General features: G+C 37.4%; 23 protein-coding genes. 18 read left to right on the top strand and 5 right to left on the bottom strand.

Annotated elements, in window-relative coordinates:
• The first annotated feature begins 18 nt into the window (after nucleotides 1-18).
• The gene (locus ACWATA_RS23435; protein WP_028411900.1) at nucleotides 19-504 is read left to right on the top strand and encodes a VOC family protein; all 486 of its coding nucleotides are present in this window, start codon (nucleotides 19-21) and stop codon (nucleotides 502-504) included.
• Between the two features lie 36 nt (nucleotides 505-540).
• Here the strand turns inward: ACWATA_RS23435 and ACWATA_RS23430 are convergent, their stop codons facing one another.
• A complete protein-coding gene (locus ACWATA_RS23430) occupies nucleotides 541-1077 on the bottom strand; it encodes a L,D-transpeptidase (RefSeq protein ID WP_098113861.1) in 537 nt (178 codons plus the stop codon).
• 281 nt (nucleotides 1078-1358) lie between these two features.
• Between ACWATA_RS23430 and mscL the strand changes: the two genes are divergently transcribed.
• The 10 genes from mscL to ACWATA_RS23380 all read left to right on the top strand — a co-directional run bounded on the left by mscL (nucleotide 1359) and on the right by ACWATA_RS23380 (nucleotide 11937).
• A complete protein-coding gene (mscL, locus tag ACWATA_RS23425; protein WP_028411898.1) occupies nucleotides 1359-1754 on the top strand; it encodes a large conductance mechanosensitive channel protein MscL in 396 nt (131 codons plus the stop codon).
• A 195-nt stretch (nucleotides 1755-1949) separates the two neighbouring features.
• Nucleotides 1950-4019, top strand: coding sequence for an LTA synthase family protein (locus ACWATA_RS23420; RefSeq protein ID WP_367077746.1), 2070 nt, complete (start codon nucleotides 1950-1952; stop codon nucleotides 4017-4019).
• A gap of 195 nt (nucleotides 4020-4214) precedes the next feature.
• The gene (locus ACWATA_RS23415; protein ID WP_028411896.1) at nucleotides 4215-4757 is read left to right on the top strand and encodes a helix-turn-helix domain-containing protein; all 543 of its coding nucleotides are present in this window, start codon (nucleotides 4215-4217) and stop codon (nucleotides 4755-4757) included.
• Nucleotides 4758-4777: 20 nt separating this feature from the next.
• Entirely contained in the window at nucleotides 4778-5887 is a 1110-nt protein-coding gene (locus ACWATA_RS23410; RefSeq protein WP_028411895.1) for an ABC transporter ATP-binding protein, read from the top strand.
• Nucleotides 5877-6677, top strand: a complete 801-nt coding sequence (locus tag ACWATA_RS23405) for an ABC transporter permease (protein WP_028411894.1) — start codon at nucleotides 5877-5879, stop codon at nucleotides 6675-6677. Before ACWATA_RS23410 ends, ACWATA_RS23405 begins: the two co-directional genes overlap by 11 nt.
• Before the next feature lies 1 nt (nucleotide 6678).
• The gene (locus tag ACWATA_RS23400; RefSeq protein ID WP_028411893.1) at nucleotides 6679-7485 is read left to right on the top strand and encodes an ABC transporter permease; all 807 of its coding nucleotides are present in this window, start codon (nucleotides 6679-6681) and stop codon (nucleotides 7483-7485) included.
• Nucleotides 7482-8555, top strand: a complete 1074-nt coding sequence (locus ACWATA_RS23395; RefSeq protein ID WP_028411892.1) for an ABC transporter substrate-binding protein — start codon at nucleotides 7482-7484, stop codon at nucleotides 8553-8555. Before ACWATA_RS23400 ends, ACWATA_RS23395 begins: the two co-directional genes overlap by 4 nt.
• A gap of 218 nt (nucleotides 8556-8773) precedes the next feature.
• Nucleotides 8774-9886, top strand: coding sequence for an acyltransferase (locus ACWATA_RS23390; RefSeq protein WP_028411891.1), 1113 nt, complete (start codon nucleotides 8774-8776; stop codon nucleotides 9884-9886).
• Between the two features lie 145 nt (nucleotides 9887-10031).
• Complete coding sequence (locus tag ACWATA_RS23385) at nucleotides 10032-10709, top strand: response regulator transcription factor (RefSeq protein ID WP_028411890.1); 678 nt, start codon at nucleotides 10032-10034, stop codon at nucleotides 10707-10709.
• Nucleotides 10702-11937, top strand: coding sequence for a sensor histidine kinase (locus ACWATA_RS23380; protein WP_033580797.1), 1236 nt, complete (start codon nucleotides 10702-10704; stop codon nucleotides 11935-11937). Before ACWATA_RS23385 ends, ACWATA_RS23380 begins: the two co-directional genes overlap by 8 nt.
• Nucleotides 11938-11953: 16 nt before the next feature.
• On the opposite strand, the gene ACWATA_RS23375 is transcribed toward ACWATA_RS23380, so the two are convergent.
• The 3 genes from ACWATA_RS23375 to ACWATA_RS23365 are packed head-to-tail and all read right to left on the bottom strand — an operon-like array spanning nucleotide 11954 to nucleotide 14281.
• The gene (locus ACWATA_RS23375; RefSeq protein WP_228123023.1) at nucleotides 11954-12844 is read right to left on the bottom strand and encodes an RnfABCDGE type electron transport complex subunit D; all 891 of its coding nucleotides are present in this window, start codon (nucleotides 12842-12844) and stop codon (nucleotides 11954-11956) included.
• Entirely contained in the window at nucleotides 12825-13754 is a 930-nt protein-coding gene (locus ACWATA_RS23370; RefSeq protein WP_230624707.1) for an FAD:protein FMN transferase, read from the bottom strand. The genes ACWATA_RS23375 and ACWATA_RS23370 overlap by 20 nt, the downstream gene beginning before the upstream one ends.
• A gap of 14 nt (nucleotides 13755-13768) precedes the next feature.
• Nucleotides 13769-14281 carry an FMN-binding protein gene (locus tag ACWATA_RS23365; protein WP_033580799.1) on the bottom strand — a complete coding sequence of 171 codons (513 nt, stop codon included), beginning with the start codon at nucleotides 14279-14281 and terminating at the stop codon, nucleotides 13769-13771.
• A gap of 293 nt (nucleotides 14282-14574) precedes the next feature.
• Here ACWATA_RS23365 and ACWATA_RS23360 point away from each other — a divergent pair, with 293 nt between their 5' ends.
• The 4 genes from ACWATA_RS23360 (at nucleotide 14575) to uvsE (ending at nucleotide 19911) form a co-directional block, all read left to right on the top strand.
• Nucleotides 14575-15657 carry a D-alanine--D-alanine ligase gene (locus ACWATA_RS23360; protein WP_013054995.1) on the top strand — a complete coding sequence of 361 codons (1083 nt, stop codon included), beginning with the start codon at nucleotides 14575-14577 and terminating at the stop codon, nucleotides 15655-15657.
• Nucleotides 15658-15754: 97 nt separating this feature from the next.
• Nucleotides 15755-17137, top strand: coding sequence for a UDP-N-acetylmuramoyl-tripeptide--D-alanyl-D-alanine ligase (locus ACWATA_RS23355; RefSeq protein ID WP_033580800.1), 1383 nt, complete (start codon nucleotides 15755-15757; stop codon nucleotides 17135-17137).
• A 196-nt stretch (nucleotides 17138-17333) separates the two neighbouring features.
• Complete coding sequence (cshA, locus tag ACWATA_RS23350; protein ID WP_028411884.1) at nucleotides 17334-18845, top strand: degradosome RNA helicase CshA; 1512 nt, start codon at nucleotides 17334-17336, stop codon at nucleotides 18843-18845.
• A gap of 94 nt (nucleotides 18846-18939) precedes the next feature.
• A complete protein-coding gene (gene uvsE, locus ACWATA_RS23345) occupies nucleotides 18940-19911 on the top strand; it encodes a UV DNA damage repair endonuclease UvsE (RefSeq protein ID WP_033580801.1) in 972 nt (323 codons plus the stop codon).
• Nucleotides 19912-19919: 8 nt separating this feature from the next.
• Here uvsE and ACWATA_RS23340 read toward each other — a convergent pair whose 3' ends face one another.
• Nucleotides 19920-20522 (bottom strand): rhomboid family intramembrane serine protease, encoded by a 603-nt coding sequence (locus tag ACWATA_RS23340; protein WP_028411882.1) that lies wholly within the window; start codon nucleotides 20520-20522, stop codon nucleotides 19920-19922.
• 64 nt (nucleotides 20523-20586) lie between these two features.
• Here ACWATA_RS23340 and acpS point away from each other — a divergent pair, with 64 nt between their 5' ends.
• The 3 genes from acpS to alr all read left to right on the top strand — a co-directional run bounded on the left by acpS (nucleotide 20587) and on the right by alr (nucleotide 23373).
• Complete coding sequence (acpS, locus tag ACWATA_RS23335; protein WP_028411881.1) at nucleotides 20587-20952, top strand: holo-ACP synthase; 366 nt, start codon at nucleotides 20587-20589, stop codon at nucleotides 20950-20952.
• Nucleotides 20953-21010: 58 nt separating this feature from the next.
• The gene (locus ACWATA_RS23330) at nucleotides 21011-22069 is read left to right on the top strand and encodes a LolA family protein (RefSeq protein WP_033580802.1); all 1059 of its coding nucleotides are present in this window, start codon (nucleotides 21011-21013) and stop codon (nucleotides 22067-22069) included.
• Nucleotides 22070-22182: 113 nt separating this feature from the next.
• Nucleotides 22183-23373, top strand: a complete 1191-nt coding sequence (gene alr, locus ACWATA_RS23325) for an alanine racemase (RefSeq protein ID WP_033580803.1) — start codon at nucleotides 22183-22185, stop codon at nucleotides 23371-23373.
• Nucleotides 23374-23571: the final 198 nt, after the last annotated feature.

Below are 23571 nucleotides of genomic sequence, written 5' to 3'. Positions count from 1 at the left end.
GTATAGGAGGATGATAAAATGGTAGCTATTACTCACGTTGGATTAGCTGTACCTGATGTAGAAGAAGCCGTCCAGTGGTATGGGAAAGTTTTAGGTTTTAAGCTGATTGCCGGTCCTTATACGTTTAATGCGGAGGAAGAAAAAGCTGAAAATATGACTCAAGATTTACTAGGGTCTCATATTAAAAAAATGAAAAATGCTCACATGACAGCTGATAACCAGGTAGGCATTGAACTGTTTGAATTTAATAAGCCGCAAATGCCTCTTGTATTAAAAGACAGCGATGAGCAGTATCAAAGTTATTTTCACATGTGTTTAATAGCCGATGACGTGGAAAAATTAGCGGATAAAATCGAACAATCAGGCGGTAAAAAGCGTAGCCAAGTATGGAATACAAGACCTGGAAAACCTTATTACTTAATTTATTGCGAAGATCCGTTTGGGAATATTATTGAGCTATATTCACATAGTACGGAGCTCATGTATGGGAATAAAGAAGAATAAAAGCTTATCCACATTTTTTGGATAAGCTTTTATTTTTCACAGCTGTCCGTAGCCATATACCTTTGCCAGCTCTTCGAAGGTTTTTGATGAATACGTAATAGTTACAGATGTTCCTACTGCTACTTTATCGAATAGTTCTTCCACATCCGCATTGTGCATCCGTACGCAGCCGTGGCTTACATATTTGCCAATGCTAGCTTCTGAGTTATTCCCATGAATACCGTATGTGTCGCCGGTTGTTCCGTTTGCATTAAGCCCTAGCCAGCGAGAGCCAAGAGGATTATTAGGAGCGCCTCCTGCAATGTGCCCTGTATAGTAAGGGCGATTTTTAATTTTGTTAACAATCTTGAAAAAGCCTACCGGCGTATCGCTCCATGTTTTTCCCGTAGCTACTGAATACGTCTTTTCTAATTTTCCGTTATGAAAATAAGCAAGCTGATTTGTTTTTTTATTAATAATAATTAAATCTTCACTTGCTGTGTTTTCACTTGCCTCCGCCGTGCTTGCTGTATATGAAATACTGATAATAGCTGCGAGACACACAGTCGCTGCTCGCAGTAGAATTTTTCTCACGTTCTAGCCATCTCCTCTATTGCTCGTTTACATATTTGATGAATTACATGCTATTAGTGTATAAAAGAAAAATGGACTGAACATGAACCTTACCTGAATGAAAACTGAAAGTTCGTTTTTATTTACACGCGAATATAAAGTAAAAATATGGGCAGAAATACAACTAAAGGTCTGGTACATATCTCATGAAAAAGAGAAAAATGAAAATGCACCTTGTTTGTTTAATTTAGGATGTATTATCATGAAAGTTTGAAATGAAGGGCAGGAGGTGGAACAAACAGATGCTTAAAGAATTTAAAGAATTTGCTTTGCGAGGAAACGTATTAGACTTAGCAGTCGGTGTCATTATTGGAGCGGCATTTGGAAAAATTGTCACGTCTCTTGTAAATGATATTATTATGCCGCTGATTGGTTTGTTGTTAGCAGGGATAGACTTTAAAGATTTATCCTTCACGGTTGGAGATGCTACGGTATTATATGGATCTTTTATTCAAACGATTGTTGATTTCTTAATTGTTGCATTCTCGATTTTCTTATTTATTCGTTTCTTTAATCGCTTTAAGAGAAAAGAAGAAGAGAAAGTAGAGGAAGAAGTGGCTGTTCTGTCAAAAGAAGAAGAGATTTTAACAGAAATTCGTGATTTGCTAAAAGCAGAAGCAGTGAAAGAACGTTCATAGCAGCAATTTTTACATACGTATAAAACGGCTAAGAGGCCCGTCTTTTCATCAGAAAAGCGGGCTTTTTTCGTGTGAAATTTCTCGGGAAATGTTAGTGGTATGATCATGGGAAAATTAGGCGTGAAAGCGAGAGAGATAGGAATGTTAAAATCATATTAAAAGTGTTAAGATATTGTAAATAGGAGGCTTAAGGTTATGTTTAAACATTTGTATCGTTCTTTGCCAATGCTGGTGGCGTATGGGCTGCTTAGCGTTTTTTTATACAGTGTTGTTATGCTTAATATATCAAATGACACAAAGATATTGTTTGACTGGGCCCAAATCCATACAGCTGGGTTCGTCGTATTAATAGGGGGATGCTCACTTGTTTTATGGGCGCTCACTTTCTATTTGCTAATTCGATTTAATCAGATAGAGAGAATACAAGGTTCGCAGTGGTACGCCATTTTTACGGCAATTGTGTTTTCAATTGCGGTAGCAGCCGTTTCTGCTATGGTTTTTGTTATCTATCATATTGATATACATAATCCAGGCAAAACAATAGAGTGGATGCAAGCATACCCTGAACGCTATCTTTTTACGGTCTTTTTACTCTCGCTGTTAACACTAGCGATCATTATGCTAGTAGGGGAAGCTTATTTAGGGGCTGGGATTACCTTTGTTCTGTATTTTATTTTAGCTCTTGTAAACTATTATAAAAAAATCTTTCGAAATGAACCATTGTTCCCGAACGATTTTATTCAGGCGAGTCAGTTAAAAGAAGTTATTCCAATGATTAAAGATTCCATTTCAATTCCTATTGTCATAGGAGTTATTGGATCTATTGTCGTACTGATTGCTCTTTGGTTTTTCTTGCCGAAAATTAAAATTCGATGGTTTCTTCGAATTATTATGATTCTGCCGCTTATCTTTTTAATGAAATCATTTTTATTCTTTGAACACTCGTTTGCTCAAAAATATTATGATCAATATGCTGCGCTGATGCCTTGGAATCAGCAAAATAATTATTACTATAATGGACCGGTTATTGGCATGATTTCAAATGTTAAAACAGATGTGCTGCAAGAGCCGGATGACTATTCACAGGAAGTAATGGCCAAAGTGGCAAAACGCATTCAGTCAAAGGAAGAGAAAACACAAGAAAGCAGGACTGAAGTCAAGCCAAACGTTGTGTTTGTAATGAATGAAACGTTTTGGGACCCAACAAAGCTTAACGTGACGTTCTCTGAAGATCCAATGAAAAATACAAGGGAGCTTCAAAAGAAATATCCTTCTGGGTGGTCTTTAAGTCCTTCATTTGGCGGGGAGACAGCTAATGTAGAGTTTGAAGCATTGACGAGCTACTCTTTGTCTTTCTTTAACCCTGGAGGTCTTCCTTATCAGCATGTATTGAGTAAAAAAGAATATCCGTCTTTTGTTTCTTATTTAGAAAAACAAGGCTATGCTACAACAGCTATGCATCCAAACAGCGGCATGCTTTATATGAGACAAAATGTGTATCCAAATTTGGGATTTGATCAAGTGAAGTTTATTGATCAAATGAAGCATACGCAAAAAGATAACAAAGAATTTGTTTCTGATGAAGCGGTAGTTGATGAAGTACTCGATACGCTTCGTCAGTCGAAAAAGCCTGCATTTGTGCATGCTGTAACGATTGCAAATCATCTTCCTTATTCTGCGGATAAGTATAATGGTCAGGAAACCATTAAAGTAACCGGTAAAGGGTTATCACCAGAAATGCAAAAGGAAATTGAAATTTATGCTGAAGGAATCAAACGTTCAGATGCTGCTTTAAAACGATTGAACGATGAAATTCAAAAGTTGGATGAGCCGACCATTGTAGTATTTTGGGGAGATCATTTGCCAGCACTTGGACAAAACCTTCAAGCTTACAAAGAAACGGGTTTTGGAAACGAGAAAACGCAGCAAACATCTCGAAAATTTTATGAGACGCCGCTCTTATTTTTATCTAATTACGATACAAAAATAGATAAAAATCTTGGTACGATGAGTCCTATTTATATTGCTCCGACACTTGTTCAATCTCTTGGTTACAAAAGTAATCTATTCTACGATCAGCTGAATCAAATGAAAACAGAAGTGCCGGCTTTTCGTTCAAATATGTATATAAACTCAAAAGGAAAGCTAGTGGATGAGCCGGCAGCGCTCTCTAATAAAGCTGCAAAAGACCTTCAAGATTACCATGAAGTTGAGTTTGATACATTATCGGGGAAACAGTACGAAACGCATAAGTTGTATAAATAAAAATAAAAACTCCTTTTAAATAAAAGGAGTTTTTATTTTTTAAGTGTTTAAGGTTGTACTAAAAAATAATTCATGTATAATATTTTAAGGTTAAAAGTAAACTTTAAGTTAAGTAAAACAAAACTTGAGTTTGGAACAGCATGAACAATTATTCATGCTGTTTGCTAATTTTAAATACAGTTGAGGATCGAGAGTATGGAAATAGGAAAGAAAATTAAGAATTTACGATTAAAAAAAGGTTTAACACAAGAAGAGCTAGGAGAACGTACTGATTTAAGCAAAGGCTATATTTCGCAGCTAGAGCGCGATTTAAGTTCGCCGTCTTTAGAAACATTTTTTAGTATTTTGGAAGTGCTGGGGTGCGAACCGAAAGAATTCTTCGAAATTGATACGCATGTTCAAAAGGTTGTATATAAAGAGGAAGACTACACGAGTTATTGCGAAGATGAAAAAGGTTACCATATTCAGTGGCTTGTACATGAATCAAATGAAAAAGAAATGGAGCCAATTCGTCTTATTCTTCATGAAAAAGGTGCATTTAAGAGATTTGAACCTTCTCTTTCAGAAACGTTTGGCTACATTTTGCGCGGGTGTGTGAAGGTGAAGCTTGGAGGCAGAATATATGAGGCTAAACAAGGGGAAACCATCTATTTTCAAGCTTCTGAAGAACATCAGATTTTAAATGCTCATGACGGAATAACAGAGTTAATTATCGTGGCGACAGAGTCTTATTTATAGAACAAAAGAGGTGAAGTGAAATGACATCTACGAATACAATTATTCAATTTGAAAATGTGACCAAGCAATATGATAATGATTCAGTTGTATTGGATCATGTAAGCTTTGAAATTGAAAAAGGGAAGTTTTATACCCTTTTAGGTCCATCGGGATGTGGAAAGACAACGATTTTACGATTAATTGCAGGCTTTACGGAGGCCTCGAGCGGAACGATTTATTTTAATGGAAAAAGAATTAATGATGTCCCGGCTAACAAACGTCAGGTTAATACGGTTTTTCAAGACTACGCGCTTTTCCCGCATTTGAATGTATTTGAAAATGTAGCATTTGGTCTTCGAATCAAGAAGATGAAAAATGCTGATATTGGGATAAAAGTTAAAGAAGCCCTTCGCTTTGTTAACCTAGAAGGATATGAAAAGAGAGAAATAAAGGAAATGTCGGGCGGTCAAAGACAGCGCGTAGCCATTGCACGAGCAATTGTAAATCAGCCCGAAGTCATTCTGCTGGACGAGCCGCTTTCAGCTCTTGATCTAAAATTGCGTACGGAAATGCAATACGAGTTAAGAGAATTACAGCGCCGTCTAGGTATTACGTTCATTTTTGTTACGCACGATCAAGAAGAAGCGCTTGCGATGTCCGATGAAATCTTTGTTTTGAATAAAGGAAGAATTCAGCAGAGCGGGGAACCTACAGATATTTATGATGAGCCAATTAATCGTTTTGTTGCCGATTTTATTGGTGAATCAAATATTGTACCAGGTAAAATGATTGCTGACTTTTTAGTGGAGTTTGGCGGCCAGCAATTTGAATGTGTCGATCAAGGGTTAAACCGAAATGAGCAGGTTGAAATTGTGATTCGCCCTGAAGATTTAGCCATTACAAGCTCCGATCAAGGAAAGCTGCAGGTTCGTGTAGATTCACAGCTGTTTAGAGGAGTCCATTATGAAATTTTAGGCTATGACCATGCAGGGAATGAGTGGCTCGTCCACTCTACAAAAAAGGCAACGGTTGGCGAAGAAATTGGTTTATATTTTGAACCTGAAGCTATTCACGTTATGCGATTTAATGAAACGGAAGAAGAATTCGATAAGCGACTCGAAGGTTATGAAGAGGATTACCATGCAAACTAAATCAAGAAATATTTATTTAGTCCCGTATGTGTTATGGATTTTGCTTTTTGTAGTTGCTCCCATTGTATTAGTTGTCTATTATTCTTTTTTCAGCATTGATAATGAGCTGACGCTTGAAAACTATAAGAAATTTTTTACCCCTGTTTATTTACAGATGACGCTGAGCTCATTTTGGTATGCCTTTTTAATTACGTTATTTTCCTTGGTTTTTTCTTATCCAACAGCTTATTTACTAACGAAGCTTAAGCATAAGCAGCTTTGGCTTCTACTGATTATTTTACCGACGTGGATTAACCTATTATTAAAAGCTTATGCTTTTTTAGGCATATTCGGCACGTACGGTACGGTTAATAAATTTACTGAATTTCTGGGATTTGGTACTCATCAAATTTTATTTACTGACTTTAGTTTTGTATTTGTATCAGTGTATATTTTTATCCCCTTTATGATTTTGCCGATCTTTAACTCTTTAGAAGAACTTAATCCCTCGCTTATCTACGCTTCGCGAGACTTGGGGGCATCTTCATGGGTGACATTTAAGCGCGTGGTATTTCCGCTAACGCTAGAAGGGGTTAAATCAGGTTGTCAGGCTGTTTTTATTCCAGCACTGTCACTCTTTATGATTACGCGTTTAATTGCTGGAAACCGCGTCATTACACTGGGAACGGCGATTGAACAACATTTTTTAGTGACGCAGGATTGGGGCATGGGAGCCACAATTGCTGTCTTTTTAATTATTGCGATGGCCGTTATGATGCTCATAACAGGCACTGGAAAGAGAGGTGTGTAAAATGAAGAGAAAGTGGAAGTTCAGCCACCTTTATTTATTTTTTGTCTTTTTCATTTTATACGCGCCCATTTTTTATTTAATGTATTACTCTTTTAACAGCGGAGGAAACATGCGAGAGTTTGAAGGGTTTACGTTAGATTGGTACAAAGAAGTGTTTCAAGACACACGTTTGCTCATTATTGTCTTGAATACCTTAATTATTGCTCTATTGTCTTCGGTTATTTCAACGATTATTGGCGTGATCGGAGCACTTGCTATCGTATACGTGAAGCGTAGACGTGTTCAAAATACACTGTTAACATTTAATAATGTGTTAATTGTGAGTCCAGATGTTATTATTGGCGCATCTTTTTTAATTCTATTTACCATTATCGGTGTAAAGCTTGGGTTTATATCGGTATTATTAGCGCATATTGCATTCAGTGTACCGATTGTGGTCATCATGGTTCTGCCTAAGCTGCAGGAAATGAGTCCGACACTGCTCGATGCAGCCCGTGATTTGGGAGCAAGTCGCTTTGAAGTACTTTCGAAAGTGGTATTGCCATTTATTCGTCCGGGTATCTTTGCAGGCTTTTTTATGGCTTTAACTTACTCTTTGGATGACTTTGCGGTTACGTTCTTTGTGACCGGGAATGGTTTTTCCACGCTTTCAGTAGAAATTTACTCGTTAGCAAGAAGAGGGGTCTCGCTGAAAATCAATGCTCTTTCTACTCTTATTTTCATGTTTACCGTGCTGATTGTAATTGGTTATTACTTTATCAGTCAGCGATATAGCAATAAAGCGAAAGGGGTGGCGACTGGAAAATGAAGCAATTAGCAAAGCCGTTTATCTTCATCGTCATCCTTTCTTTCGTTCTTATGTATGTGGTTCATCATTTGAACAATGCCGAAGGATACTCTGGAGGAGACACGCTGACCGTCTATAATTGGGGAGATTATATTGATCCTGATTTAGTGAATCAGTTTGAAAAAGAAACCGGAATTAAAGTCATTTATCAGACCTTTGATTCGAATGAAGCAATGATGACAAAAATTGAACAAGGCGGTACGACATTTGATATTGCTGTTCCTTCTGAATACGCGATTAGCAAGATGCGTGAAGAAAATTTACTATTGCCAATTGATCATTCGAAGCTGCCTAATTTAAAATACATTAATCCGCGTTTTTTAGACCTATCTTTTGATCCTGGCAATAAGTACTCTATTCCTTATTTTTGGGGAACTGTGGGTATTGTTTATAACTCTGATATGATTCATGGTAAGAAGATAAAGAGTTGGAATGATTTATGGGATCCTAAGCTAAAAAATCAAATTTTACTTGCAGATGGCGCTAGAGAAGTGATGGGAATGGGGCTAAACAGCTTAAATTATTCATTAAATGATACGAATAAAGCTCATCTTCAAGAAGCAAAAAGAAAGCTTGATACATTAACACCAAACGTAAAAGCCATTGTAGGAGACGAGATTAAGATGCTCCTAGCAAATGAAGAAGCGGCAGTTGGCGTTGTTTGGTCAGGTGATGCTTCTGAAATTATGAGTGAAAACGATAAGCTGAATTACGTTGTTCCAGAAGAAGGTTCGAATTTATGGTTCGATAACATGGTTATTCCAAAAACGGCTAAAAACGTAGAAGGTGCACATAAATTCATGAATTTTATGCTAGATCCTAAACACGCTGCTCAAAATGCAGAATATGTAGGGTATTCTACGCCTAATAAAAAAGCGTTAGATTATTTGCCGAAAGAAGTAGCGAAAGATGAACGTTTTTATCCGGATGAAGAACTAACCAATAAGCTTGAAGTATATAATAACTTAGGCAAACGAATGCTTGCTTATTACAATGAATTATTTTTAGAATTCAAAATGCACCGTAAATAAAAGGTACTTAGTTAGGCCTTTATACTCAAGTTCTTTATTGTTTTTGTAAATTCAGTTGCGTGATAGCAAGAGGAAAGATAAAATACAAACGAGTAAAGCTAATAACATTTATTTTATGTTATTAGCTTTTTTATTTGTAAAACGGGAAAGATAAGAAAAAATTGAATGTTCTATTATTCATCTAGAATGTATATTTCACATTATATAGGAGAGAAAAAGTGAAGCAAAAACAAAAGCAGCATATTCAATCCATTTATTTTTTACGATTATTCGCTATGATGATGGTTGTGCTCGTACATGTAACAGCAGCGTATGCAACGGTACTGCCATTTGCAAGTGAAGCTTATCAGAAATATCATTTCCTTAACCGAATTGTTCGAATTGAAGCAGGGATCTTCATTGTGATCACAGGTTTAGTTTTCTTTTATAGTTACATTAACAAGCCGTTAACAAAGACTTTATGGAAAACGTATTATGCTCGAAGAGTGACATATATTTTAGTTCCCTATGTTATTTGGGCACTTATTTATGAATTTTATTCGTACTATGTGGGAGCAACAGAATTAAATGCAGCTGATATTGTGAAACGTATTTTACGCGGAGAGTCCTACTATCAGCTTCATTTTATCTTTTTAATTGTACAAGTGTATCTCGTGCTGCCGGTTTTTGTATGGCTAGCACAAAAAGTAACCATTTTTAAAAAATACATGTGGCTGTTTGGTATTATCATTCAGCTTGGTTATTTAATGCTTAACAATACGTATCATATCACTTCATTTAATTTATTTTTAAATACAATGGCTACGTTTTTACTCGGCGGTTGGATTGGTATTTATTATCGCGAACAAGTGGATAAAAAGTACAGTCGTTCAAATATTGTATTATTTCTGGTGACGCTCGGATCGGGAATAGCTATTTCACTGTTAAATTATCACTTATACACAATGAAGACAATTCACATTTCAGGCTTTACGTATGAGGCTGTTAATACGCTTTATTTGGTCGTGGGAAGTTATTTCTTCTTCCGAATTGCAGAGATATTAGCTGAAAAGCTTTCTGTGAAGTCCGTGACGGTCGTTAAAAATATTGCCATGTACTCGTTTGGATTTTACTTGATTCATCCAATGGTTTTAAACTTTGTGGCAAAAGCAGTACCAATACAAGGCAACTATATGTTTCACGTGGAAATCTTGGCACGTTATATTTTGACATTAGCGGGCTGTTACCTCATTATTTGGGGATGTCATCGTCTTTTACCGTTTGCTAGCTTTTTGTTTGGTAAACTGCCAAAAGAAGCGGTGTTCATTTACCGACGTCCTGATCATAAATAGCGTTTAGTTAAAAGTTATGCCTGCTTGCAGGCATAACTTTTTTTATAAAGTATAAGAGATGATAACGCGCTAGTTTTAAAATATTTTTAAAAGTGACATGCTAAGATAATGATTATTTAGGTAATCACAAAAGGGGGAATTTGATATGCGTGTACTTGTGGTAGAAGATGATGCTTCATTATTACACGGTATCGTAGAAGGCTTAAAAGAAGAAGGATATGAAGTTGATTGTGCGTCTGATGGAGATGAAGGTTTGTTTTTAGCAGAGCAGAATATTTATGATGCCTTAATTTTAGATATTATGCTGCCGGGTATGACAGGGCTTGACATACTAAAAAAACTAAGAAAACAAAAGGTGTTGACCAAAGTTATTTTTCTTACTGCAAAAGATAGTGTAGAAGATCGAGTGAAAGGACTCGACTATGGAGCCGATGATTATTTGGTTAAGCCTTTTGCCATGGCTGAACTTTTTGCGAGGTTAAGGGTAATGCTTAGGGACTTGCAGGCAGAAGAAGGTATGATTTCATATGGTCCCATTTCTATACGAGAAGCCAATCATGAAGTAGTGATTAATGGAAGTGTCCTCACGTTAACGATTAAAGAATTTCAGCTTTTGGAATATTTTATTCGAAATAAAGAACAAATCCTTATTCGAGATCAAATTTTTAATCGGGTATGGGGTTTTACATCCGATGTAGGAGTGGGCGTAGTTGATGTTTATGTTCACCATTTAAGAAAGAAGCTTCAGCCTTTTAATTGTGACAATTATGTACGTACAGTCAGAGGCGTAGGCTTTATGTTAAAAGGGGAAGAGCATGTTTAAAAAGACGAGAATCAGGCTTGTGTTATTTAACACAATGGTGCTGATGGTTATCTTGAGCATTTTTAGTGTGGTTTTATATTTTTACATGCAGCATCTTATTTTTTTAAACCCGGACAATCGGCTAAGTGAGATGAGCGAGCAGGTTAAAAAAAGAAATTTACATGAAATTCAGGAAAACAATGAGAGAGAAACAGAACGTCGCGTTGCGTTTTTACTTTGGAGCAGTGATAAAAAATTAATCAAAATTACACCTAAAAAAGGGTTATATACAAACGATATTGACGACTTTAAGCCTGCGCTCTCAGAAGGGAAAATCAAAACGTCGCAAGAGGTAAACGGTCATGCTTATCGAGTGATGAATGTGAAAAATGAAGGATATATAAAAGATCAAGACGTTTCAACAATTCAACTTGTCTTAAACGTAGATCCAGAAACTCAAACCTTAGAGCACCTTGCTTTTCTTCTTGTCATTTCAGCTTTTATTGGACTGCTTCTTTCCCTTGTAGCTGGCTTGTTTTTAGCCAATCGAGCGCTTGTACCTATTCAAAAATCTTGGAACAAACAAGTCGAATTTATTGCAGATGCTTCCCATGAGTTAAGGACGCCTCTTTCCGTGATGCAAACGCATCTCGAGCTATTGTTTAGACGACCAAATCATACGATTGAGCAAGAAAGCGAAAACATTTATCAAAGCTTAAACGAAGTAAAGCGGATGACGAAGCTGGTGGGCAACTTACTAACACTCGCTAGATCTGATTCAAGTGCACAGCTGCTAAACAAAACGGTCTTTAATATGGGTGAGCTAGTTGATAAAGTAGCTAATCAGTTTGAGCCTATATTTGAACTAAAGGAGCTGCATTTCACAAGGGAAATTGAATCGTTAATGTTCGGAGGAGATCAAGAACGACTTCATCAGCTATGTATGATTTTGTTAGACAACGCTTTTAAGTACACCCCACCTGGAGAAAGCATTCATATTAGTCTAAAGAAACATCATCACTCTATGACGCTAATTGTCAAAGACACAGGCATTGGAATTGAAGCGAAAGATCTTCCGTATGTGTTTGATCGCTTTTATCGAAGTGATAAGAGTCGGGCGCGTGCCGAAGGAGGATCAGGTTTAGGGCTCGCGATTGCCAAATGGATTGTACAAGCTCATGACGGAGAAATTAAGGTTTTTAGTCAAAAAAACGTGGGTACGGAATTTTATGTGAAAATTCCGCTATGAAAAAAGCTGCCTGTCATTAGGCAGCTTTTTTTGTCACTTTTTTGTTTGCAGTCTTCCATGCTTTCCATGCATTAGCAAGTAACAGGCCGATTAATAAATAGGCAAGGCCGCCAAAAACTAAGTAATCTACGGCACTAATCGCCCCTGCAAGCATCCCAAATTTTATTTGGTCTTTATACTTCGCAGGAGAAGTTGGCGGATCCGTCACCATAAAGAAGGCTAAAAATAAAGCGGAATTAACAAAAGGAGCTCGTAAAGCATCCGCTACATCACCTACTCCTATTAATGACATAATCGTAAAAATAGCAAAATACACGCCTAAAAACGCAAATACTTGAGGGAATTTATTTACTTTGCTCGTCACAAGGTACCCTGTCACAAACACGAATACAATGAGCCAGACGGGTAGTAAAGATAAGCTTCCCCACCAGCTTTGGCCGCTTGAAAAGACAATAAGTGAAAAGAGAAGACCAAAAGCGGCAGGGTTAAAAATAGGCTTCTTTTTTACTTTTACTAAGTGCTTCGATAAAATAGCAACAGCTACAGTGCAAAATGTGACCCAAGCAGGTGTAGAGGTGCTGAGCACTAAGGCAATAATTAATCCAGTAATAATTCCGCCGTCAGGAAGCTGAATTTTCTTTTTATAAGCAAAAGAAAATCCTAAATCTAAGGCGGCCGCCGAGCATACGGCGAGTAGTAGGTGTCCTAATCCTTGAAAGGCAGAAGAGTTGAATTCACCTAATAAGGTTAAAAGCAGCAGCATAGCCATCACGTATCTTTTAGGTGTTTTAACTAGCTGCCCCCACCGACTTATTTCTTTTGGTTTGTTTTCATCTACAATAATATAACCTTTGGGTGTACTAATATATTTAACACCGCTTCTTCGTTCAGAACGTGTGGTCATCATTCATTAATTCCTCCATATCTGATGTGAAAAAAGGAGTGAAACTAGAATCGAAGAGTACGCCGCGTACGTCGGCATCATTCAATAAATTTACTCCTTTTTCCGCTCCTAAAATAAAAGCTGATGTAGATAATGCATCGGCCAGCATGGCAGAAGGAGCAATAGCTGTACAACTCATTAGACTGCTTCTAGTAGATGGAGATAAGGGATTAACCAAATGATGCATGAATGGTTGCGTCTTATTTTTTCTAGCATAATTTCCTGATGTGCAGACAGCCGTATCTGTTACACGCAAGGTCAGTAATGACTGCGTTTGAATCTGAGGGTGCTGAATCCCGACTTTCCACAAATCTCCGTGTTGATTGAGTCCTTTAACTAGGATGTCTCCTCCGGCATTAATCATAAAATGCTGATAAGGAAGGGAGTGGGCAGCCAAATCAATAGCTAATCCTTTGGCGACCGCTCCAAGATCTATAATCATCGGTTTTTGTAAGAGAACCGTTTTTTTATGTGTATTCAATACGATGTCTTTATAACTTCCAGAATCGACTGCTTCGTTCACTTGTACGGGCTTTCCATCTAAATAATGTTCGTTAAAACCACGTTTTTCTAATTGTTTTCCTACCGTTGGGTCAAAGATTCCATGCGTTTCATCTGCTACTAAGATAGCGAAATGAAGGGCTTCAAATAATAGGGGGCTAACAGCAACAGGTTCTTTGATATGTCTAATTAGCTTCATAACTTCGCTTTTGGCATCAAATCGACTGCATGTCGTTTCGACGGTCTTAAAAATAGTAAATGCCTTTGAGATATGGTGAAGGACATTTGCTTCCTCCGATTGGGGAGCAATTACTTGAATGGACACGGTTGTTCCCATACATAAGACAGAGCGGCTATACGTTTTTATGGACATCATTCGTTTCTCCTTTATGCATTCATTGCTTGCTGAAGGGCGTCATCCACGGCATTTTGAAAATCTTCTGTGCTAAGCGTTGCTCCGCTCACGACGTCGACATCTGAGCTTTGTCTTTGTACGACTTGAGACGGAAGATCCTCAATGTAACTCTCAGAATAGTGAGTATCCGCTTCTGTAATTTCAACTGTATCAATTCGGTCGTTTTTAATGGTCACAGATACGTAAACAGTTCCGATACGGTTGCTTCCTTGACCAGAATACGTTCCATCTTTGTATTTTGTTTTAGGAGCAGAACTTTCGGTACTCGCTGATGAAGGGTGCTTATTAGAAGAAGCGATATCTTCTCCCCAGTTATCATTAACAATCGTTTGATTGTCTGTCTGATCTCTCGTTTTTTTCTGATGATGAGCCGGTGTGACTTGAACAGCTTGCGCGTCAGATAGAGTGTTTATATAACCAGTTGCATAAATACTTCCAATGGCTACGCTGCATGCAGCAATCATCGTTTTTCCCATTTTACTCATATTTGTTGAACCTCCTGATTTATACCAGAACTATAGTTTCGATTATTGATGGTGATCTTTAGCATAAATAAACTTTATAAATAAACTTTTAAAAAAGATTTAAAATCAAAAAAGTTTTTTCAAAAATAAATGATTCAAGTGAAAAGGTCATTTTAAATAATGAAAGGAGAAGCTGGAATTTCTTTCACAAGCCTAGCTATTTTGACATACGTAATAATAGTTAATATTTCTGTTTACTATCTAAACGTGCATGATAAAATAGAAAAGATGAATATGTGTTAGGAGGAACATCAGTGAAAATTAAGCTTGGCCTTTTATACGGAGGAAAATCCGCTGAACATAAAGTATCTTTACAAACAGCTCTAGCAGTTTCAAAAGCAATTAATCACGATAAATATGAAGTGCATCCAATTTACATTACAGAAACAGGAAAATGGATTCGCGGCACACAGCTGACTGGTCCGCTTGAAACAGTTGCTCAATTAGAAATTCAAGATAACGGAACAGCTATTTCACCAGTTTCATTGAATACAGAAATGTTTGCATTAACAGATTCAAAAACAGATGATCAACTAGATGTTATTTTCCCACTTCTTCATGGTCCAAATGGAGAAGATGGTACGGTACAAGGATTATTAGAATTATTGAATATTCCTTATGTTGGAAACGGCGTATTAGCTTCAGCAGCTGGTATGGATAAAGTTGTAATGAAGCAGCTGTTTGCACAGGCAGGTCTGCCTCAAGTGGAGTACGTATCATTTATCCGCCGCGAGTGGGAAGCAGATCGAACGGCTGCGTATGAAAAAGTAGAAACACTTGGATACCCTTGCTTTGTTAAACCAGCAAACTTAGGTTCAAGTGTTGGGATTAGCAAATGTGATAACCGCGAAGAGTTAGAAGCGGCATTTGTTGAAGCCTTCTTATTTGATCGAAAAATCATTGTAGAAGCAGCAGCAGTTGGTCGTGAAGTTGAAATTGGTGTGTTAGGGAATGATGAAGCAGCTTGTTCAGTAGTTGGAGAAATCTTACCTAAAAAAGCGTTTTACGATTACAAAGCAAAATATGAAGACGGCGATACAGGTCTTATTATTCCAGCTGAAATTACAGAAGAACAGCATCAAGAAATGTCAGCACTAGCAATCAAAGCATTTAAAGCAATTGATGGATCTGGCCTTGTACGTGCAGATTTCTTCTTAACATCAGAAGGTAAATTCATTATTAATGAAGTGAATACGATGCCTGGTTTTACACCTTTCAGTATGTTCCCGTTATTGTGGAAACACGCAGGTGTTGAATATCCAGATTTAATTGAAAAACTTGTATCACTAGCAATTGAACGTCATACTGAAAAGCAGCAAATTAAACACACAATGTAACTCACACAACACTATTCATCATGAATAGTGTTTCTGTGTTTAGTTTCAATTAAATAGTATCCATAGTTTACTTTATATCGAGAGGAGCAAACCAACAATGATTAAACGTACGCTTAAACAGCTAGCTGCAATGATTCCAGGAAGTGTATTTCATAGCGGGAACGAAGCAACTGTAATTGAGGGAGTCTCAATTGATACGAGAACTATTCAGCAAGGCAATTTATATATCCCAATTAAAGGGGAACGTTTTAACGGGCATGTATTTGTCGATAAAGCAATTGAAAACGGAGCGGTCGCTACTCTGTGGAACAAAGATGAAGAAAACCCACCGACAGACATTAGCGTTATTTTAGTCGATGATACGCTAGAAGCTCTTCAGCAATTAGCGAAATCCTATCGTCACGAGTTAGATATTAAAGTAGTGGGCATTACAGGAAGTAACGGAAAAACAACGGCAAAAGACATGGTGAAAGCTGTGCTTGATACAACTTACCGTGTTCTGAAAACAGATGGAAACTTTAATAATCATATTGGCATGCCGCTTACTATTTTGCGTTTAGATGAAACTCATGATATTGCCGTTTTAGAAATGGGCATGAGCAGCCGAGGAGAGATTGAGTTTCTTTCTAATTTAGCGGAGCCTGATGTGGCCATTATTACAAATATCGGAGAATCGCACCTTCAAGACTTAGGAAGTCGTGATGGAATTGCGGAGGCAAAATTAGAAATTACAAGCGGCTTAGCACCAACAGGTCAGCTTGTCTATAATGGTGATGAGCCACTTTTAACGTCGCGCGTAGTTAATCCAGCATTTGAAACGGTGACATTTGGCAGCTCAGAACAAAACGATTTGTATCCAAGTGCTATTTCAGCCGAAGAGTTAGGAACAACATTCACTGTTTCACGTGAAACAACATATTCATTCTTTATCCCGGTATTAGGTAAACATAATGTTCACAATGCGCTTTCTGCTATTGCGGTAGGTCATTATTTTGGACTAGACAACGAAACAATCGCTAAGGGATTAAAAGAATTAAAGCTAACAAATATGCGTATGGAGCTTGTAAAACGAACAGATGGCCTGACCTTCATTAACGACGCATATAACGCAAGTCCAACGTCCGTTAAAGCTGCTATCACGTTGATGCATGATTTAGAAGGCTATAAGCAAAAAATTCTTGTTCTCGGGGATATGCTTGAATTAGGCGATCAGGAAAAAGAGTTCCACAAAGAAGTGGGAGAGTTTATTCAAGCAGAAAAAATTGATTATGTTCTAACATACGGTCCTTTATCTGTTGAAATTGAGCAAGGAGCAAAAAATAATTTTGCAGAAGATAAGGTAATACACTTTGAGGAGAAAGATGAGCTTGTTGAAAAATTAACAGCGATTACAACAAGAGAAGATGTGGTTTTAGTGAAAGCATCTCGAGGGATGAAGCTTGAGGAAGTTATCTCAAAAATGATGCATAAATTACCGTGATATTAAAAAGAGTATAAGTAAGCTCTATTGCAAACGGAAAGCCATAGTGTTATGATGTAGTCTGAGTGTCTTGAGGCGCTTATACTCTAAACGTTGAATTTATTGAAGTAGTCGTTTAGAGCATTTTCCGTTTCCTCGGAGAATGCTTTTTTTTGTAAAATATAGATAGTCTAAATATAAAAGGAGTTTGAAAAACTTGGCATTATTTCAAGATTTAGGATTAAGTCAACAGCTTAACAAAGCTGTGAGTAAAATGGGTTTTGAAGAAGCAACACCAATTCAATCAGAAACTATCCCATTAGCACTAGAAGGTCACGATTTGATCGGACAAGCACAAACAGGAACAGGGAAAACAGCGGCATTTGGTATTCCTCTTATTGAAAAAGTTGATGTAAACGTAGATGCAATTCAAGGGTTAATTATTGCTCCTACTCGTGAACTTGCTGTACAGGTATCTGAAGAACTTTACAAAATTGGTCAAACAAAGCGCGTACGCGTGCTATCAATTTATGGTGGTCAAGATATCAGTCGTCAAATTCGTGCATTGAAAAAGCACCCTCATATCATCGTAGGGACACCAGGACGTATGCTAGATCATATTAATCGTCGTACACTTCGTCTACAAGACGTTCATACAGTTATTTTAGATGAAGCAGATGAAATGTTAAACATGGGATTCATCGAAGACATTGAAAAAATCTTATCAAACGTACCTGAGAACCACCAAACACTTTTATTCTCAGCAACAATGCCTACTCCAATCCGTCGCATTGCTGAAAAATTCATGAACGAACCAAAAGTGGTAAAAGTAAAAGCAAAAGAAGTAACGATGCCAAACATTACGCAGTATTATTTAGAAGTACAAGAAAAGCGTAAATTTGATATCCTTACTCGTCTTTTAGATATGCAATCACCTGAATTAGCTATCATCTTTGGTCGTACAAAGCGCCGTGTTGATGAGTTATCAGAAGCATTAAATATGCGTGGTTATTCTGCACAAGGTATCCATGGTGACTTGACACAATCGAAACGTCTATCTGTACTACGTCAATTTAAAGAAGGTTCTATTGATGTATTAGTTGCGACAGACGTAGCTGCACGCGGACTTGATATTTCTGGTGTTACTCATGTATACAACTTTGATATCCCTCAAGATCCGGAGAGCTATGTACACCGTATCGGACGTACAGGACGTGCTGGTAAAATGGGTGCTGCTATGACATTTGTAACGCCAAGAGAAACTGGACAGTTACACAATATTGAGCGTACAACAAAACGTAAAATGGAGCGTATGACTGCTCCAACGCTTGATGAAGCAATGGAAGGTCAACAGCGTATTGCAGCTGACAAATTAACGGAATCTGTGACACAAGGCAACTTATCTTACTACAAACAGTTGGCAGAAGAGTTACTTGAAGAGCACGATTCAGTTTCATTAGTGGCAGCGGCAATCAAATTATTTACAAAAGAACCAAATGAATCACCAATTCAATTAACTGCTGAACCACCGGTAATTGCAAAAGGTGATAAAAACAAACGTGGAAATGGCGGAGGTCGTTCACGTTCTAACTCTAAAAACTACTCACAGCAAAATCGTCGTGGAAACTCAAAGCGTTTTGGTGACAAGCGTCGCGGTGGAAGCAACGGCAGTGATAATAGAAATCGCAATAGCAGCAGTAATCGTAAAGATTCTCGCAGCAAAGCGTAAAATAAAAACGAGCCTTAACAGGCTCGTTTTTTTATGTGTTAATTGCTATTTTATTGGTGCACACTATGAGTAAAATAAAATGGGGTGTTCACTGATGTCGACCATTGTTCGGTTAGGTTATGTGGCGATGAGCGTTCATTTGGAAAATAGTTCTCCTTCTCAAACAATGACTTTTGCACAATTTCAGCGTGTGAAAGACCATGAAGCGGCCATTCGCAAGCTCGAACGTATTGCAATATCCAACTTAGAAAACTGCTTACGGTTATTAAAACATAATGCGTGGAGTGAAATTGAGTTTTTTCGATTCAGTTCTAAGTTAATTCCATTAGCTAACCATGAGGCACTAAAAGAGTGGAACTACATAGCTCCTTTAAAAGATGCTCTTCAGCGTATTTCTGTATTTTTGAAGGAACATCCAATGCGAGTAGATTTTCACCCGGATCATTTTGTTGTTTTAAACTCAACGGATAAAGAGGTTTTTAAGCATTCTATCCAAACTCTTCGCATGCATCAAAAGTTGCTGAAAGGAATGGATATTCCGCTTCAAAATCGCTGTGTTCTACATGTTGGAGGAGCTTATAATGATAAAGAAAAAGCACTGGAGCAGTTTATTCATAATTGGGGGCTTGTACCTCAATCCCTTCAGCAAATGATTATGTTGGAAAACGACGATACAACCTTTCATATAAAAGACGTCTTGTATTTATGTGAAAAACTAAATGTCCCAATCATTTTTGATCTTCATCATCATCAGGCGAACAATGATGAAACTTCATGGCAAGAGCATTGGGACCGTATCATTAGAACATGGGAACATGAAACACTTCCTCTAAAAATGCATATATCTAGTCCTAAAAGTGATAAAGAATTTAGAGCCCATGCAGATTATATCGATGTTAATGGGTTTTACAGCTTTTTAAAAGAAGTAAATGGAACGATACCGCAAATTGATTGCATGATTGAAGCTAAGAAAAAAGATGAAGCGCTCTTTCAGTTAGTAAGAGATTTGAAGACTTATGAAGATGTGGAATTTATTAACTCATCCACTTTTTATATTAAATCCTAAAGCAGGCCTCATATCTGTGGCTTGTTTTTCTGTTTGAACGTAAGAAAAGCGAGAAGAAATCCAGCAATACCTCCAGCGAAATGAGCTGTATTGTTGGTTCCTGGCGTTAGCAGACCTGAAAGTAATCCAATAATTAAAAAGACGACAATGATTTGCTGGTTGCTTTTAGAAAGCATATGCTTTTGTTTTATGACAAGATAGAGGTAAAATCCGAGCAGTCCGAAAATGGCACCGGATGCACCCACATGGCTGTAAAAAGAAGATTGAATTAGAAATGTAACGATATTTCCAAGCAATCCACACGTAAGGTAGAATAGAAGAAACTTATAAGAAGAAAGAATACGCTCAGCGCCTGGTCCTAACAAGAACAATGAAAATGAGTTAAAAAGAAGATGTGAAAAGCTTAGATGTAAAAAGATAGGTGTGAAAAGCCGCCAGTAGTCTCCTTGGGAAATTAAACTATTCACACCAATAAGCTGATGTATAAAAGATTCTGCAAGGTGTGAGGGAAGAGCGGCAAGTAACCATAGCGCAATGTGGATGCAGATAAGCGTGAAGGTAACAGGATAAAAACGTTTAAATTCAGCTGCATTTTCTGTGCGTACGAACATATTTGTCACTCCTTTTTATAAAGGCATTTTTATATACTATTCTGTAAGAGAGGATTAAATGAAAATGATTATAGGAACTGGAATTGATATTACAGAGTTAGAGCGGATTGAAAAAATGGTGCAGCGTCAAAGCGCTTTTATTACTCGGATTTTAACAAAAAATGAAAGAGAACGCTATGAAAAGCTATCAAGCCGACGTAAGGTCGAATTTTTAGCAGGAAGATTTGCTGTGAAGGAAGCATATTCGAAAGCTCTTGGAACAGGAATAGGAAAAGATTTCAGCTTCCAAGATATCGAAATCGTGAATGATGAAAGAGGGAAACCCCACATTGTTACAAAACAACCACTGGAAGCGTCTGTACACGTATCTATTTCCCACAGTGCACACTATGCGATTGCTCAAGTAATTATTGAACGCTTGTCAAGCTAGTCTGCATATTCACTATTTCTTGTTCATATATTCATAGTGTGGATAGGGGAGACAAGATATGTTCTTGCTTCTCCGTTTAGCTGTGAATATACGAAATAAAGGAGTTGGGGAAATGCATAAAAAATGGATTGGCTTATTTGTTTGCGCCTTTTTTCTCTTAGCCTTATCAGCATGCGGTGAAAAAAGTCAGCAGGATGTAACAGATGCATTGGATGCCAAGGTACAAGAAATGGCGGGGTATAAATCAGATGCTAAGATGACATTGAATACAGGGAAAGATGCTCAAGTATACGATGTAGAAATTTGGCATAGTAAGCCTATGTACTATCGAGTGAATTTGAAAAATACAAAGAAAGATCAAAGCCAAATGATTTTGCGTAATGATGAAGGGGTTTTTGTTTTAACGCCTGCCTTAAATAAAAGCTTTCGTTTTCAAAGTGACTGGCCGCAAAATAGCAGTCAAGCTTATTTGTATGAATCCCTTGTCCAAGATATTGTGAAGGATGAAAAGGCAAGTTTTAAATCAACGGATAAACATTATATTTTTGAAACAAAAACGAACTATCAAAATAGCACAATGCTTCCTAAACAAGAAATTACGCTGAACAAAAGTGACTTAGCGCCTGTGTCGGTTAAAATTATGGATACGGATAATAAAGTGTTAATAAAAGTTGATTTCTCTAAGGTGAAATTCGATTCTAAGTTTGATAAAGGGGCTTTTGATACAAAAAGAAACATGACAAGTGCAAAGATTGACATTCCGACATTAGCTCAGCACAAATCATTTAGCGTTCTTTATCCTAAGGACGTTCCAAAAGGTACAAAGCTGTCCAAGGAAAAGAAAATCGAGACGGAAAATGGTGAGAGAGTCGTTTTAATGTACAAAGGAGAAAAGCCGTTTACGCTTGTACAAGAAAAAGCGCAAGTAGCTAAAACAGCAACATCTACAGTTACTGCCGGAGAGCCATTTGATTTAGGTTTTACTGTGGGAGCTTTAACGGATAAAAGTCTATCTTGGACATATAATGGAGTAGACTTTATGCTGGCTTCTGATCAGCTGACACCAGATGAATTGAGTACAGTTGCTAGATCTGTGCAAAGTCAGATGGGAAAATAAGAGAAGCTTACAAGCCTGCATATATGTAGGCTTGTTCTTGCTTAATTTGAATAAAGATCGAGATGAAGTTTGGCTATAGATGTATTATACTAACAGAGGAAAGTACGTTTAGAATGGTTCTGAAAAAAGGAAGTGTCGTAGTAATGGATGCATTTTATAGAGAAACATGGGCAGAAATTGATGTAGAAGCCATTTTTCAAAATGTGAATCATGTAAGAGAACTGATACCGGGGCATAAAACGTTAATGGCCGTAGTAAAAGCGAATGCGTACGGGCATGGAGATAAAGAAGTAGCAGAGATTGCGCTTCAAGCTGGCGCTGATATGCTAGCTGTAGCTTTTTTGGATGAAGCTATTGCTCTTCGAAAAAAAGGAATAAAGGAATCCATTTTAGTATTAGGAGCCGTGCCTCCCTTACACATTCAAACTGCATTGGAGTGGGATGTAACGGTCACTGCTTATAGCAAAGCTTGGATTGAAGAAGCGGCGTCCATTCTAGGTGCAAACAGTCAGTTGCATATGCATTTAAAAATAGATACAGGCATGGGTCGCTTAGGAATTAGAACAAAAGAAGAATTACACGAAACGATGAATATCATCACTTCTCATTCAGGATTCGCGCTGGATGGAGTGTTTACACACTTTGCAACAGCAGACGAGCTAAATTCGTCTTATTTTGAAGAACAATACACATTCTTTGAAGAAATGGTTCGAATTGTGAAAGAACATAATTTTACACCTCCGATGATTCACTGTGCAAATAGCGCAGCTTTGCTTCGTCGTCCGAGCGATATCTTTAATGGCGTACGCTTAGGTATCTCTATGTATGGCTTGAGTCCTTCAGAGGAATTAAAAGAAGTCTTGCCAATTCCGTTAAAACAAGCTTTTTCGCTGCACAGCCGTATTGTGCATGTTAAAAAAGTCAAAAAAGGGAGTCATATCAGTTACGGAGCTACTTATGAAGCTAAAGAAGATGAATGGATTGCTACTATTCCAGTAGGATACGCAGACGGCTGGATTCGTAAATTAAGTAATTTTGAAGTGTTAGTAGATGGAGTTAAAGTGCCAATTGTTGGTAGGATATGCATGGATCAATTGATGATTAAATTGCCTAAAATGTATAAAATGGGTACAAAAGTAACATTTATTGGAAAACAACAAGGTGCTGAAATTACAATTGATGAAGTAGCAAAGCATCTTGAAACAATTAATTATGAAATCCCTTGCATGATTGCAGCAAGGGTTCCGAGGGTTTATACAAGAGATTCTCAGCACATTCATGTTAATAATTATATCTTGCGCTGAATATACATCTTCCTGAGTCAACATAAAAAGCCTGCGAACAAAAGACAATAAAATAATAACTTCCATGCATAAAAGAGGGTATCAATTGACGATAATAGTGTAGAAATTGACAGAATTAACTTTCCATTAAAGCTAATCAATGTTATGATAAGGAAAGATGAGACTATTGGTGTGTGTATTGATGTTGGAGGTGTATGT

This window comes from Priestia sp. USM5 (assembly GCF_058323215.1).
Note: the sequence above shows the minus strand (reverse complement) of the source record. Positions and strands in the feature narration are given on the sequence as shown.

Bases quoted from the DNA above. Each gene is read 5' to 3' on its own strand.
- ACWATA_RS23340 (WP_028411882.1), bottom strand. From the start codon at position 20,522: ATGTTCGTACGCACAGAAAATGCAGCTGAATTTAAACGTTTTTATCCT.
- uvsE (WP_033580801.1), top strand. From the start codon at position 18,940: ATGTCGACCATTGTTCGGTTAGGTTATGTGGCGATGAGCGTTCATTTG.
- ACWATA_RS23395 (WP_028411892.1), top strand. From the start codon at position 7,482: ATGAAGCAATTAGCAAAGCCGTTTATCTTCATCGTCATCCTTTCTTTC.
- ACWATA_RS23385 (WP_028411890.1), top strand. From the start codon at position 10,032: ATGCGTGTACTTGTGGTAGAAGATGATGCTTCATTATTACACGGTATC.
- mscL (WP_028411898.1), top strand. From the start codon at position 1,359: ATGCTTAAAGAATTTAAAGAATTTGCTTTGCGAGGAAACGTATTAGAC.
- ACWATA_RS23405 (WP_028411894.1), top strand. From the start codon at position 5,877: ATGCAAACTAAATCAAGAAATATTTATTTAGTCCCGTATGTGTTATGG.
- ACWATA_RS23355 (WP_033580800.1), top strand. From the start codon at position 15,755: ATGATTAAACGTACGCTTAAACAGCTAGCTGCAATGATTCCAGGAAGT.
- ACWATA_RS23365 (WP_033580799.1), bottom strand. From the start codon at position 14,281: ATGAGTAAAATGGGAAAAACGATGATTGCTGCATGCAGCGTAGCCATT.
- ACWATA_RS23435 (WP_028411900.1), top strand. From the start codon at position 19: ATGGTAGCTATTACTCACGTTGGATTAGCTGTACCTGATGTAGAAGAA.
- ACWATA_RS23415 (WP_028411896.1), top strand. From the start codon at position 4,215: ATGGAAATAGGAAAGAAAATTAAGAATTTACGATTAAAAAAAGGTTTA.
- ACWATA_RS23410 (WP_028411895.1), top strand. From the start codon at position 4,778: ATGACATCTACGAATACAATTATTCAATTTGAAAATGTGACCAAGCAA.
- alr (WP_033580803.1), top strand. From the start codon at position 22,183: ATGGTTCTGAAAAAAGGAAGTGTCGTAGTAATGGATGCATTTTATAGA.
- ACWATA_RS23370 (WP_230624707.1), bottom strand. From the start codon at position 13,754: ATGTCCATAAAAACGTATAGCCGCTCTGTCTTATGTATGGGAACAACC.
- ACWATA_RS23400 (WP_028411893.1), top strand. From the start codon at position 6,679: ATGAAGAGAAAGTGGAAGTTCAGCCACCTTTATTTATTTTTTGTCTTT.
- acpS (WP_028411881.1), top strand. From the start codon at position 20,587: ATGATTATAGGAACTGGAATTGATATTACAGAGTTAGAGCGGATTGAA.
- ACWATA_RS23330 (WP_033580802.1), top strand. From the start codon at position 21,011: ATGTTCTTGCTTCTCCGTTTAGCTGTGAATATACGAAATAAAGGAGTT.
- ACWATA_RS23380 (WP_033580797.1), top strand. From the start codon at position 10,702: ATGTTTAAAAAGACGAGAATCAGGCTTGTGTTATTTAACACAATGGTG.
- ACWATA_RS23420 (WP_367077746.1), top strand. From the start codon at position 1,950: ATGTTTAAACATTTGTATCGTTCTTTGCCAATGCTGGTGGCGTATGGG.
- ACWATA_RS23375 (WP_228123023.1), bottom strand. From the start codon at position 12,844: ATGATGACCACACGTTCTGAACGAAGAAGCGGTGTTAAATATATTAGT.